This is a genomic window from Pseudomonas sp. R11-23-07 (genome assembly GCF_003852295.1).
In the GTDB taxonomy this organism is placed as follows: Bacteria; Pseudomonadota; Gammaproteobacteria; order Pseudomonadales; family Pseudomonadaceae; genus Aquipseudomonas.
Map to the genome: position 1 here is coordinate 2815163 of NZ_CP027761.1, position 11813 is coordinate 2826975.

An 11813-nucleotide genomic window follows, 5' to 3' on the forward strand; every position below is an offset into this window, starting at 1 on the left:
CCCGTCAACACACCGGGCTGCTATGGGGCGGCTCGCTACGGAGAAAAACCATGGAGATGGCCTTGCGCAACACCCAGAATAAATCCAGGCGCCTGCGGGGTGTTACCCCCTCGCTTCTGGCAGCAGCGGTACTGCAATTCGGCGCCGTGGCGGCAGGGTTTGCCCAGGCCAGCGCTGCTGACGTACCGGCCTCCACGGTGGCCGCTATTACGCCGGGCGCTCACACTTCGCTGGGTGACCTCAAGCATGTGAAAGCGGGTCTGCTGGACGTTTCATACGCGGAACTCGGCCCCGCCGATGGCCCGGTGGTTATTTTGCTGCACGGCTGGCCCTACGATATCAACGCCTTCGCTGATGTCGCGCCGGCTTTGGCGGACAAGGGCTATCGGGTGTTGATCCCGTCTGCCCGTGGGTATGGCGACACGCATTTTCTCTCGTCCAAGACCGTTCGCAATGGGCAACCCGCTGCGCTGGCCACCGACCTGATCGACTTCATGGATGCACTGAAAATCAACAAAGCCGTGCTGGGTGGATTCGACTGGGGCGCCCGCACTGCCGATATCGTTGCCGCACTGTGGCCGGAACGCGTGAAAGCCCTGGTGGCGGTCAGCGGATACCTGATCGGCAGCCAGGAAGCGGGCAAAGCACCACTGCCACCCGCCGCCGAGTTGCAGTGGTGGTACCAGTTCTACTTCGCAACCGAGCGCGGGCGTCTGGGCTACGAGAAAAACACCCATGACTTCGCCAAGCTCATCTGGAAGCTGGCGTCGCCAAAGTGGAATTTCGACGACGCCACCTTTGACCGCAGCGCGGCATCCCTGCAAAACCCGGATCACGTGGCCGTGTCGATGTTCAACTACCGCTGGCGCCTGGACTTGATCAAAGGCGAGCCCAAGTACGACGCGATCGAGAAGAAGCTGGCGGCATTCCCTACCATCAGCGTGCCGACCATCACGATGGAAGGCGACGCGAACGGTGCGCCCCATCCACCGGCTGAAGCGTATGCAAAACGGTTCACCGGCAAGTATGAGTACCGCCTTGTCAGCGGTGGAATAGGCCACAACCTGCCTCAGGAAGCGCCGCAGGCGTTCGCCCAGGCGGTGATTGACGCCGATCATCTCTGACAGGGAGCGTCACCATGAAACTCATGCATCTGTCCGGGGCTGTTGCAGCGCTTGCGCTCACCGTCGCTGGCCTCGCAATGGGCGATTCCGCTGGCGATGACGCTTCGCCGATCTACGGCGTGAAGATGTCCGAAGGCTATCGCCAGTGGCCGCTGATTGCGCCAGCGCAGGAAGCCGCGCCCTTGGATGAACTGCGCGCCGTGGTCGGCAATAACCTGGCAATCAAGGCCTACCAGGATTCAGCGCTGCCGTTTCCCGATGGCACGGTGCTGGTGAAACTGGCGTGGAAGCACGTCCAATCACCCGAGTTCGAGCCCGCCTCGATACCCGGCGCGGCCACCACGGTTCAAGTCATGGTGAAGGATTCGAAGCAGTACGCGGCGACCGGTGGGTGGGGCTTTGGGCGTTTTATCAACGGCAAAGCGGTCGACCAGGCTCAGCACGAGACGTGTTTTGCCTGTCATCAAGCGCGCGTCAAAAACCATGATTTCGTGTTCACCCGGTACGCCCCATAACCCCAAGTTCAAGGAGTTTTCCATGAAGAAAATCATTGCCTCGCTGGCAGTCGCTGCTTCTGTGTTGGTCGGTGCTGACGCGTTCGCGCAGACTGTGAAGCCAACGGTCGTGCTTGTTCACGGCGCCTTCGCCGACGCCTCGAGCTGGAACGGCGTGGTCAAGATCCTCGAAAAGGATGGCTACACCGTCGTCGCCGCAGCAAACCCGTTGCGCAGTGTGAAAAGTGATGCCGCATCCGTTGCGTCACTGATCGCGAGCATCAAGTCACCCGTGGTGCTGGTGGGGCATTCCTACGGCGGTAACGTCATCAGCGAAGCGGCTAATGACCAGGCCAACGTCAAGGCGCTGGTCTACGTGAGTGCGTTCGCCCCGGACACCGGCGAAACCGTCGCCGGCCTGGCCAGCCAGTTCCCCGGCAGCACGTTGGGACCAAGCCTCGCGGCACCGGTGGCGTTGAGTGAGGGTGGCAAGGATTTGTACATCCAGCAGGACAAATTTCACGCGCAGTTCGCCGCTGACGTGCCCGCCGCGCAAGCGGCAGTGATGGCCGCCACCCAGCGTCCGGTCACCGAAGCCGCGCTGAATGAGCCGTTTGCCACGCCGGCGTGGAAGCACATTCCAAGCTGGTCTATCTACGGCGACAAGGACAAGAACATTCCGCCCCAGGCACTGGCCTTCATGGCCAAGCGAGCGGAGGCTAAAGCCGTGGAAGTGGTGAAGGGCGCCTCCCATGTCGTGATGGTGTCAAACCCGGGGCCCGTTGCTCGCTTGATCGAGAGGGCCGCGTCTGCGAAATGATGAGCAGCGCTGCAAGCTACGGTATTGCGGAGCGCCCAGAGTTACTCGCACCCTTTTGCCGAACTCAGCATGATCCCGAATCGGTCAGACAGCTCCTTTCGTCCCTTGGATGTCACGGCCAGCGCTCGACTATCGAGGTCCTGGATAACCCACTTGCGGCTCATGGCCGTCTGTAGAACAGCCGCTCCGAGTGCCCCGGCAAGATGTGGGCGGCGCATGCTCCAGTCCAGGCAAGAGCACGCGAAACGGCGTCGCTGGGCTCTTGCTTTTTCTATCCCGATACCGAGACCGCTCATGGCTTTTTCGCCGCTTGTCGTAAGCTGATACAGGCCTTCACCTGAAACCGGAACGGTTAACCAGCCTGACGCCATGAAATGGTCGTGCAGTTGTACCGCCAGTGTTCCTGCCATGTGGTCATAACAGGTGCGCGCGAACTGCAATCGGGTTGGGGTCGTGGACACATATTGTGTCGCTGTGTTTTGGCTGATCACCATGAGAGCTTCAATAGCCTGGGCCACTTGCGCGTCAGCCAGGCTGTAGTAGCGATGCCTGCCTTGGGTGTGCAGCTTTACCAACCCATCCTCTTTTAGCCTTGCCAAATGCGCGCTCGCCGTGGATGCACTCACGTCGGCGATGACGGCCATTTCGGTACTGGTACGGGCGTGGCCGTCCATCAACGAACACAGCATTTTCGTTCTCGCAGGTTCGGCTATCGCGCCGGCTACCCGAGAAATCGCGGTGTCATTGCTTTGAGCGTCCATATTTCGTTCCTGAGCGAAGCGTCGCCATGAAGGATGTTCGATAGTAGCTGTTCTTTGTGAACAGGATTTGTGGAATGACGCCTTTTGACGCAGCGACCCATGCTGATCCATACGCTTATTACTCGGGCCTCAGGCGACAAAAAGGCCTGTTATTCGATGCAGGTTTGCGTTTATGGATCGCTAGCAGCGCCAACGCTGTAGAAGCCATTCTGGAGCACCCCGACTGTCGGGTGCGCCCGCTGAACGAGCCAGTACCGCCCGCCATTGCACAGGGCGCGGCGGGCATGATTTTCGGTCGGTTGATGCGCATGAACGAGGGCCCGCGGCACCTGTGCCCCAGGATGGCTATCGAACCCGCCCTGGCCTCCGTAGAGGTGCAAAGCATCGCAGCCATCGCGTCACGCTTGATCGAGACGCTCGATAAGCCGCTCGAAGACCCGGATGAGTTGATGTTCACGTTACCGGTTTGCGTCGTTGCGGCCTTGTTAGGCCTCCCATCCGAACGGCTACAGGAAGTAGCTCGACTGACACGGAGCTTTGTCGCTTGCTTTTCGCCCTTAAGCGATGCAACTCAACTCGGTGAATCCAATTCCGCAGCCGCTCGGCTGAGCCAGTTATTCAGCGCGCTGCTAAGTAAGGACGATCAACGCAGCTGCTTCTTGAGCCATATCTGGAGCGGCTGCGAAGCCACCGCCTGGAGAGATGATGAGGCATTGATCGCTAACCTGATCGGCCTGTTGTCACAGACCTGTGAAGCCACTGCGGGCCTGATCGGCAATAGCCTTGTAGCGCTCAATCGTAACCCTGGTCTGCTTGAAGACTTGCAAGCTGCGCCGATGCTCGTTGCAGACCTGGTGAAAGAGGTCGCGCGCTACGACTCGCCCGTGCAAAACACCCGGCGATTCGTTGCGAAACGATGCACTATCGAGGGCAGCCTCTTGGAGGCGGGTGATACGGTTCTAGTGTTACTCGCTTCAGCGAACAGGGATTCCTCTGCGAACCCGGACCCCGATAGCTTCTTGCTCAAACGAACTAATCGACGCCAATTCAGCTTCGGCTCTGGTAGACATGAATGCCCAGGCCAGCAACTTGCATTGACGATCGCCTCCGAGGCGATTTCGGCATGGCTACATCGCAAGCCAGCCTCGTCTGATCGTCATCATCAGTGGAGCTATTTACCCTCTCTTAATAGCCGCATTCCCAGGTTTTATCGTGATAGGGAACTCAGTAGTGATCGCAGTTATGTGTGAAGCATGGCTGCACGAAGAGTAACCGCCTTGCCTGACGTAATATTCAACGCGTCAGATGCTCCATCAAGTAGTCGATAAACACCCTGACACGCAGCGGCAGGTGCCTTTTTTGCGGAAATATCAGTAAAAATGGCCTGGTCGTACCGCCGTACTCGGTCAGCACCGCTTGCAGGGCGCCGCTGTCCAACTCGTCCTGAACCGTAAAACGGTACGCCTGCATCAGGCCCGCACCGCTTTTGGCCAGGGTTGCAGTAGCGAGGAAGTCGCTCTGGCAGGTGTAGTTGCCCGAGGTTTCCAATTCCACCTTCTGGCCGTTGATGTTAAATGCCCATAGCGACCTGCGCCCGCTGCTGGGCATTTCGAACTGGATGCATTCATGGCCGTTCAGGTCTGTCGGGGTCTGCGGTATACCGGCGCGTTTCAGGTAATCGGGAGTGGCAACCACCAACAGTTCCGTGTCTTCAAGACGCCTGGCGATCAAGCCGGAGTCGTCCGGTTGCCGTCCTCTGATGGCGAGGTCGAAACCTTCCTCTACGAAATCGATGTTGCGATTGCTCACATGAATGTCGATTTTTACGTGGGGATAACGCTGGCGGAAGCTCGGCAGCAGGGGCAGCAGCCGATAGTGCGCATAGGGAGTAGGGGCGCTGATGCGTATCCGCCCCGACGGTGCATCCTGGGCACCGGTGATCTCCCGTTCAGCCTCTATCAGTTGGGTCAATGCCTGCTGGCATTGCTCATAGTAGGCGCGGCCGCCTTCTGTCAGGCGCATTTGCCGCGTGGTGCGCACAAACAACACCACGCCCAGGCGCGCCTCCAGCCGGGCGATCGAGCGGCTCACTGCCGCCGGGCTCACGCCTGCCTTGGTGGATGCAGCCGTGAAGCTGCCACTTTCGGCGGTCAGGCAGAACAGCTCGATACTGCCCAGGTTGATGTCATCGAAATAGCGGCTCATGGCACTCTTATTCATTACATGGAGTATCAATTGAAATGCTTTCTACACCATTTTTCAACGCCAGGTTGTCATTTAGAGTGCAGCCTCATCCACATTAAATGCCTCAACAGGCGGAGCATCTATGAAAGCAGCACGAACTGTTATCGTCACGGGCGCGTCCAGCGGCCTGGGGTTTGCCATCGCCAAGGCCTACCTTGAGCGCGGTGACAACGTAGTCGGCAACGCCCGCACACACGCTCGGCTGCAGGAAGCCGCGGCTCGTCTGGGCAATCCTTCCAATTTCATCCTCGTGGCAGGCGATATCGCCAAGCCGGAAACCGCACAGACCTTGTTCGATCAGGCCGTGGCTGCTTTCGGCAAGGTCGACATCCTGATCAGCAATGCCGGCATCTTCATCCCCAAGCCGGTAGGTGAATACACCGAGGCCGATGTGGACGCCATGATCAACACTAACCTGAAGGGCTTTTTCTACCCAGCCCAACTGGCAGCCAGGCATATGGCCGCCAACCAAAGCGGTCACATCATTGCGATTACGGCATCCATAGCCATGCAGCCCAATATCAAGGTTCCGGCACTGTTGCCAGTGCTGATCAAGGGCGGCCTGAATCATGCCGTGCAGGGGCTCGCCCTTGAGCTGGCGGCGGCGCAGGTGAAGGTCAATGCGGTGGCGCCGGGCATTATCAACACGCCGATGCATGGCGACAGCGAGCAACTCCATGCTGCGCTCAAGGGCATGAGCCCGAGTGGCCGTATCGGCTCGCCTCAGGATGTGGTCGATGCGGTGCTGTATCTGACCGACTCCTCATTCGTCAGCGGCGCGATCCTGCCCGTGGATGGCGGCGCTACAGCCGGAACCTGGTGAACAATAGGAGAGCAGGCACATGCCGTACGTAAACATCAAAGTGACTCAGGAAGGCGTGACCGCTGAGCATAAGCGTCAACTTATCGAAGGTGTGACTGCGTTGTTGCACAGCGTGCTGAACAAGCCGCCGGCATCGACCTTCGTGGTGATTGACGAGGTGCCCACCGACAACTGGGGTGTTGCCGGCGAGACCATCACGGCGCTGCGAGTGAAGGAAAACGCCCTTAAGCCATAGCCTTCCCAGCAGCGCCTGCGTTCGGAGCGTGAGTTGGCCGCACGCTTCAGGGCTGCAAACGCCGCACCCTCCAGCCCGTATCGCTGCGGTCGTAGCGCAATCGCTCATGCAAGCGCTCCTGCCCATTCCCCCAGAACTCCAGCGATTCAAGCCGCAACTCGAACACGCAATACCCCTCGGGACGTGGCAGTGGGCCTTGCGCCTCGGCCAGTTGCCTGGCGGCGTTGCGCATGGCTTGCACGTCCTCTAAATCTTCACTCTGGTGCGATACCGATGACATCGGATGCGTCGCATACGGGCGCTTGAGCCATGCTTCATCGGCCTTGGCATCTGGCAGGCGCACGGCCTGGCCGTTGAGGATGATCTGCTGACTGGTCTCGCGCCAATACAGCACACCCGATGCCCACGGGTTGTCGGTCAGCTCACGGCCTTTCTGGCTGCCGGCATGGGTGCTGAACAACAGTCCGGCGTCGCTGATTTCACTGATGACCACGATCCGGGTGGAGGGCCGGCCCTGGCGGTCGGCGGTGGCCAGCGCCAGGGCCTTGGGTTCGCGGATGCCCACCCGGCGCGCACGTTCCAGCCAGTTGTGCAGCACGCTCATGGGGTCGGCGGGCAGCGTCTGATATTCGGGGAAGGGCGCATCCAGTGTGCCGGTGAGGGATTCCGACATGCCTTTACCCAGCAGCGGCTTGCCTTGCAGTGGAAGGTTCATAACACGATGCTCCCGCGTCCGAACGTGACGCCATGACCGGATACTTCGACTCGCATCACTTGATCGGCGCGGCCCTCGGCTTTGGCGAACATCAGTGAAGGGCGGCCGATTTCCACGCCCTGCAAAATCTCCACGGGTTGGCCGAACGCTATCTGGCCATGGCGCGCCAGGTGAATCGCCAACGGCCCGGCAGCAGAACCGGTGGCCGCATCCTCGACCACGCCGTAGGCCGGCGAGAACATCCGGCTGCGCCAATGGCGTCCCGCGCCGGCGAAACAGTTGATGGCCATGTCGTGGAAGCTGGACAGCGCGCGGTGGTCGGGGTGCAGGGCCGACAAGGCTGCAATGCTCGGCAGGCCGACGAACACATGGCGCGGGCCGTTGTGATAAATCTCGATGGGAAAGGTCGACTCGCCGATGCCCAGGGCCTCGAGCAATTCAGCGTCGCGGCCCAGGGCCGTCCAGGTCGGGATCGGCTGGTCCATGCTGGCGGCGATCACGCTGCCGTTCTGGCGCTCGAGTTCAAAAGCGATGGTGCCCATTTCGGTTTCCAGATACAGCCGGTGATTGGCGGTGTGTGCACCCAGGGCAATGGCCGTACCCAGCAACGGGTGGCCGGCGAAGGGCAGTTCGTTGACCGGGGTGAAAATCCGGATCAGCGCATCCCCATCGTTACGTGGCTTGAGTACGAAGGTGGTCTCCGACAGGTTCATTTCTCGGGCGATGCGTTGCATCTGCGGGGCCGGCAAGTCGTCGGCGTCAAAGAACACCGCGACCGGATTGCCTTCCAGCGGCACGCTGGCAAAGGCGTCGATGATGACGTAGTTGTGCATGGTTATCTCCCGGCGGCCGAAACGGTGCTGTCGACAGGTGCGTGGATGAGGGCGTGCCGCAGCAGGTCGGCGATGATGCGCGGGCCTTCCTGGGTCAGCAGCGACTCGGCATGAAACTGCATGGAGGCAAACGACGGCCCGCGCAGGGCATGGACCTCGCCGGTCTCGCTGTCGCGGCTGATCTCGACCGTGCCGATGCCGTCGATGTGCAGGCGGTCACTGCAACTTTGGGCCGCGAAGGTGTTGTAGAAACCCACCCGTTCGGCGTTGCCGAACAGGTCGATCTGTTTTTGCACGCCCTGGTTGGGAATGGCCTTGCGTTGCAACTGCAGGCCCAGGCACAGGCTCAGCACCTGATGACTCAGGCACACCGCCAGGAAGGGTCGCTGCTGGCTGAGCAAGGAACGGATCGCCACGTGCAGATGGTCGATTTTCGGCAGTTGAACATCGCTTGGGTTGCCAGGGCCAGGGCCCATGATCACCAGGTCGTAACCGTCGAAACTGTAGTCGTCGCTGAAGCTGCACACCGTCACCACCAGGCCCAGCGCCCGCAGCTGTTTGGCGATCATCGAGGTGAAGGTGTCTTCGGCGTCGACGATCAGCACATGCCGCCCGCTGAAGTCGGCCTGGGTCTGTTGGCGCTGCTGGCTGTCCATCAACCAGAAATCCGAGACGTAGGCATTGCGGCTGGCCAATGCTGCGCGCACCTGCAGATGGCCACCGAAGCGCGAAGGTGCCTGGTTCTTCAGTGCGGCGATCAGGCCGGCGGCCTTGGCCCGGCTTTCAGCAGCTTCGGTCAGCGGCTCGGAGTGGCGCACGATGGTCGAACCCACGCTGATGCGTACCTGCCCGCTGTTATCGATGTCGGCGGTGCGAATCAGGATCGCCGAGTCCAGGGAGCGTCCGCCTCTACCATCGCTGCCGATCAGCGCGGCCATGCCGCTGTAGTACGCACGGCCTTGCGGCTCATAGCGCTGAATCACCCGGCAGGCGCTTTCCAGCGGGCTGCCGGTAACCGTCGGGGCGAACAGGGTTTCGTGCAGGATCTCGCGCACATCGCGGCGGGTCTTGCCTTCGATGAAGTACTCGGTGTGGGCCAGGTGCGTCATTTCCTTGAGGTAAGGACCGAGCACGTGCCCGCCGTCTTCACAGATGCGCGCCATCATTTTCAGCTCTTCGTCGACCACCATGTACAGCTCATCGGCCTCCTTGCGATCAGCCAGGAAGTCCATGACGTCGGTCAGGCTGGGGCCGGCGGGCGGGTAGCGATAGGTGCCGCTGATGGGGTTCATCACCGCGAGCCCATCCTTGACGCTGATGTGGCGCTCGGGGGACGCGCCGACAAAGGTGCGACTGCCGGTGTGGATGATGAATGTCCAATAGACGCCTTTTTCCCGCTCCAGCAGATGACGAAAGAACGACAGCGCACTGGCCGGGCCGTACTCACTGATCTCGGCCAGAAAGGTGCGCTTGATCACGAAGTTGGCGCCTTCCCCGGAGCCGATTTCGTTGGCGATCACTTGGCTGACGATCTCGGCATAGGTGGCGTCGCTGAGGTCGAAGCGTTCGTTGTTCAATTGAATCGGCACGTTGGGCAGCAACGCCAGCAACTGCTCAATGCCGATGGACTGCTGCTCGGTGATGTTCATCGCCAGCAACGGTGACCCATCGTCCACCGCCTCGAAGCCGCGTTCTGCAATCTGGCGGTAGGGAATCAGCGTCAGTACATCCAGGCGCGGGGCACCGATCGACGGGGCAGGCAAGTCGATATCGGCCAAGACCCGTGGCTGCGACATCTCGCCGATCAGCACGTTCAGCAGCCCGGGGCCGCTGGATTCCGGACGGTACAAAAGGGCAAACGGTTCGGGCGCCGGTTGCAGGATGCGTTCCATGAGGCGGGCGGCGGCTTGGCTCATAGCACCACCTCGTCGGTGGTGATGACCATGGCGCAACGGCTGGCGGCGTATTCCATGGCCATCCAGTGATGCTCCTTGCTGAAGTCGGCGATCGCGTCGGCCACGAGGAAGGGTTGGATATCGTTGGAGTAGGCATCCACGCTGGAAATCAGCACTCCGACATGCGCATACACCCCGCACAGGATCAACTGGTCGCGCTCGCCTGCGTGCATACGTTGCAGCAAGTCGGAATTGAAGAAGGCGCTGTAGCGCCACTTGGTCAGCAGCCAGTCACCCGGTTTGGGCGTGAGGGCGTCGACCACCTCGCGGTCGGCCGGGCTGGCCTGCATGCCTGGGCCCCAGAAATCCTTGAGCAGCCCGCGTTGCTCCGCGTTCATGCTGCCCGGTTGGGCGGTGTAGGCCACCGGCACGTGGTTGTCGGCGGCCCACTGGCGAATGCGCGCGGCATTGCTCACGACCTCTTCACGCAGGGCCTGGGGCAAGGGCCGTAGGAAGTAGCGCTGCATGTCATGCACCAACAGCACGGCGCGCTCGGGGTCGATACGCCACTGCGCGAGGTTAGAGGGCAGGTCGCGGGAGGTGGGCAGGGCGTAAGGGACGATCGATGGAATGCCGGTCATGGCGACAAACTCCAGTCAGAGGGAACCAGGGGTGGAGGAGGGCAGGTTTGCCAGGCCATCACCGCAGCAATGGCTTGCCGGGGGTTCAGGCGCGGGTCGCACAGGCTTGTGTAGTGGCTGGCAACCTGGTTCAGGCCGGCGGCATCGGAGGCGCACTCGCTGACGTCATCCGGGGTGGTTTCCAGGTGCAGGCCGGCGGCCACGCCACCAGCGGAGGTCACGGCATGTTTGAAGGCGGTGATTTCCTCGGTGATGGTCTGCACCATGCGGGTCTTGTTGCCGCAGGGCGCGACGATGGTGTTGCCGTGCATCGGGTCGCTGAGCCAGATGATCTGGTGGCCGGCACGGCGCACCGCTTCAACCAGCGGTGGCAGGCGGTCGGCGACCTTGTGGGCGCCCATGCGGGCGATCAGCGTCAGCCGGCCGGGTTCGCGCCTGGGGTCCAGGCGCTCGCACAGGCTCAGCATCTGGTCCTGGGTGATGTCCGGGCCGACCTTGCAGGCCACCGGGTTGAGCACTTCGCTGAGCAAGGCTACGTGAGCGCCGGTCAACTGGCGGGTACGCTCGCCAATCCACGGCCAGTGGGTTGAGCCGAGAAATACCCGGCCCTGCTCGTCCTGGCGCACTTGCGGCAGTTCGTAGTCGAGCACCAGCATTTCGTGGCTGGTCCAGGCGGGAGAACCGCTGAGCGGCTCCTTGCCGGCCGGGTCCTTCCACCCCAGGTGTTGCATGATGTCCTGCGCAGCGTGATAGCCGCGCACCAGGCGCTGCGCATCATGCTGGCGATGGCCGCTGACTGCCTCGCGACCGTTGACCATGTCACCGCGATACACCGGCAACTTGACATCGCCGATGCGTTCGCTGTGGTTGGAACGCGGCTTGGCAAACTGCCCGGCAATCCGCCCCACCCGCACCACCGGTTGCTGGGTTACCAGCCGGAACGCACCGGCCAGGATGTCCAGCACTGCGGCTTTGCGCGTTACATGGCTGGGCGCGCTTTCATCCATGTCCTCGGCGCAGTCGCCGCACTGGATGATCATCGCTTCGCCAGCCGCGACCCTCGCCAGGGTGGCACGCAGGACCAGAATGTCTTCGACGCGAATCAGTGACGCGCTGTCCCTGAGGTAGGCCTGCGCGTCATGCAATTGCGAGGGTTCGCTCCATTGAGGCTGCTGGAACGCTTCACAATTTAGAACCCGTTTCAGTAAGTCTTCCATGATGCGATCAC

The 11813-nt window shown here is 61.3% G+C and carries 13 protein-coding genes; 6 read left to right on the forward strand and 7 right to left on the reverse strand.

What is annotated here, in order from left to right; all coding sequences use genetic code 11:
• Nucleotides 1-50: 50 nt before the first annotated feature.
• From C4J84_RS12720 to C4J84_RS12730, 3 genes are read left to right on the forward strand one after another with little or no spacing between them, the layout of a single operon-like run.
• Nucleotides 51-1124 (forward strand): alpha/beta fold hydrolase, encoded by a 1074-nt coding sequence (locus C4J84_RS12720; protein ID WP_124435466.1) that lies wholly within the window; start codon nt 51-53, stop codon nt 1122-1124.
• 14 nt (nt 1125-1138) lie between these two features.
• Nucleotides 1139-1639, forward strand: coding sequence for a cytochrome P460 family protein (locus C4J84_RS12725; protein ID WP_124435467.1), 501 nt, complete (start codon nt 1139-1141; stop codon nt 1637-1639).
• A gap of 22 nt (nt 1640-1661) precedes the next feature.
• Nucleotides 1662-2438 (forward strand): alpha/beta fold hydrolase, encoded by a 777-nt coding sequence (locus tag C4J84_RS12730; protein ID WP_124435468.1) that lies wholly within the window; start codon nt 1662-1664, stop codon nt 2436-2438.
• 41 nt (nt 2439-2479) lie between these two features.
• Here C4J84_RS12730 and C4J84_RS12735 read toward each other — a convergent pair whose 3' ends face one another.
• Nucleotides 2480-3199 carry a helix-turn-helix transcriptional regulator gene (locus tag C4J84_RS12735; RefSeq protein WP_124370723.1) on the reverse strand — a complete coding sequence of 240 codons (720 nt, stop codon included), beginning with the start codon at nt 3197-3199 and terminating at the stop codon, nt 2480-2482.
• A 74-nt stretch (nt 3200-3273) separates the two neighbouring features.
• Here C4J84_RS12735 and C4J84_RS12740 point away from each other — a divergent pair, with 74 nt between their 5' ends.
• On the forward strand, nt 3274-4449 hold the full coding sequence (locus tag C4J84_RS12740) for a cytochrome P450 (RefSeq protein WP_177412747.1): 1176 nt from the start codon (nt 3274-3276) through the stop codon (nt 4447-4449).
• 43 nt (nt 4450-4492) lie between these two features.
• Here C4J84_RS12740 and C4J84_RS12745 read toward each other — a convergent pair whose 3' ends face one another.
• Nucleotides 4493-5404, reverse strand: coding sequence for a LysR family transcriptional regulator (locus C4J84_RS12745; protein WP_124429622.1), 912 nt, complete (start codon nt 5402-5404; stop codon nt 4493-4495).
• A 121-nt stretch (nt 5405-5525) separates the two neighbouring features.
• Here C4J84_RS12745 and C4J84_RS12750 point away from each other — a divergent pair, with 121 nt between their 5' ends.
• Nucleotides 5526-6266 (forward strand): SDR family NAD(P)-dependent oxidoreductase, encoded by a 741-nt coding sequence (locus tag C4J84_RS12750; RefSeq protein ID WP_124370725.1) that lies wholly within the window; start codon nt 5526-5528, stop codon nt 6264-6266.
• Nucleotides 6267-6285: 19 nt separating this feature from the next.
• Nucleotides 6286-6501 (forward strand): 4-oxalocrotonate tautomerase family protein, encoded by a 216-nt coding sequence (locus tag C4J84_RS12755; RefSeq protein ID WP_124367070.1) that lies wholly within the window; start codon nt 6286-6288, stop codon nt 6499-6501.
• A gap of 46 nt (nt 6502-6547) precedes the next feature.
• On the opposite strand, the gene phzG is transcribed toward C4J84_RS12755, so the two are convergent.
• From phzG to C4J84_RS12780, 5 genes are read right to left on the reverse strand one after another with little or no spacing between them, the layout of a single operon-like run.
• Nucleotides 6548-7216 (reverse strand): phenazine biosynthesis FMN-dependent oxidase PhzG, encoded by a 669-nt coding sequence (phzG, locus tag C4J84_RS12760; RefSeq protein ID WP_124435469.1) that lies wholly within the window; start codon nt 7214-7216, stop codon nt 6548-6550.
• Nucleotides 7213-8049 (reverse strand): PhzF family phenazine biosynthesis protein, encoded by an 837-nt coding sequence (locus C4J84_RS12765; protein WP_124435470.1) that lies wholly within the window; start codon nt 8047-8049, stop codon nt 7213-7215. The genes phzG and C4J84_RS12765 overlap by 4 nt, the downstream gene beginning before the upstream one ends.
• A gap of 2 nt (nt 8050-8051) precedes the next feature.
• Nucleotides 8052-9941: an anthranilate synthase family protein gene (locus tag C4J84_RS12770; RefSeq protein ID WP_372238209.1), complete on the reverse strand. Its 1890-nt coding sequence runs from the start codon at nt 9939-9941 to the stop codon at nt 8052-8054.
• 20 nt (nt 9942-9961) lie between these two features.
• The gene (locus C4J84_RS12775; protein ID WP_124435472.1) at nt 9962-10585 is read right to left on the reverse strand and encodes an isochorismatase family protein; all 624 of its coding nucleotides are present in this window, start codon (nt 10583-10585) and stop codon (nt 9962-9964) included.
• Nucleotides 10582-11802 carry a 3-deoxy-7-phosphoheptulonate synthase gene (locus C4J84_RS12780; protein WP_124435473.1) on the reverse strand — a complete coding sequence of 407 codons (1221 nt, stop codon included), beginning with the start codon at nt 11800-11802 and terminating at the stop codon, nt 10582-10584. The genes C4J84_RS12775 and C4J84_RS12780 overlap by 4 nt, the downstream gene beginning before the upstream one ends.
• Nucleotides 11803-11813 lie beyond the last annotated feature (11 nt).

Excerpts from the sequence above, each read along its gene's own strand:
- C4J84_RS12720 (WP_124435466.1), top strand. The coding sequence starts at position 51 with ATGGAGATGGCCTTGCGCAACACCCAGAATAAATCCAGGCGCCTGCGG.
- C4J84_RS12725 (WP_124435467.1), top strand. The coding sequence starts at position 1,139 with ATGAAACTCATGCATCTGTCCGGGGCTGTTGCAGCGCTTGCGCTCACC.
- C4J84_RS12730 (WP_124435468.1), top strand. The coding sequence starts at position 1,662 with ATGAAGAAAATCATTGCCTCGCTGGCAGTCGCTGCTTCTGTGTTGGTC.
- C4J84_RS12735 (WP_124370723.1), bottom strand. The coding sequence starts at position 3,199 with ATGGACGCTCAAAGCAATGACACCGCGATTTCTCGGGTAGCCGGCGCG.
- C4J84_RS12740 (WP_177412747.1), top strand. The coding sequence starts at position 3,274 with ATGACGCCTTTTGACGCAGCGACCCATGCTGATCCATACGCTTATTAC.
- C4J84_RS12745 (WP_124429622.1), bottom strand. The coding sequence starts at position 5,404 with ATGAGCCGCTATTTCGATGACATCAACCTGGGCAGTATCGAGCTGTTC.
- C4J84_RS12750 (WP_124370725.1), top strand. The coding sequence starts at position 5,526 with ATGAAAGCAGCACGAACTGTTATCGTCACGGGCGCGTCCAGCGGCCTG.
- C4J84_RS12755 (WP_124367070.1), top strand. The coding sequence starts at position 6,286 with ATGCCGTACGTAAACATCAAAGTGACTCAGGAAGGCGTGACCGCTGAG.
- phzG (WP_124435469.1), bottom strand. The coding sequence starts at position 7,216 with ATGAACCTTCCACTGCAAGGCAAGCCGCTGCTGGGTAAAGGCATGTCG.
- C4J84_RS12765 (WP_124435470.1), bottom strand. The coding sequence starts at position 8,049 with ATGCACAACTACGTCATCATCGACGCCTTTGCCAGCGTGCCGCTGGAA.
- C4J84_RS12770 (WP_372238209.1), bottom strand. The coding sequence starts at position 9,941 with ATGGAACGCATCCTGCAACCGGCGCCCGAACCGTTTGCCCTTTTGTAC.
- C4J84_RS12775 (WP_124435472.1), bottom strand. The coding sequence starts at position 10,585 with ATGACCGGCATTCCATCGATCGTCCCTTACGCCCTGCCCACCTCCCGC.
- C4J84_RS12780 (WP_124435473.1), bottom strand. The coding sequence starts at position 11,802 with ATGGAAGACTTACTGAAACGGGTTCTAAATTGTGAAGCGTTCCAGCAG.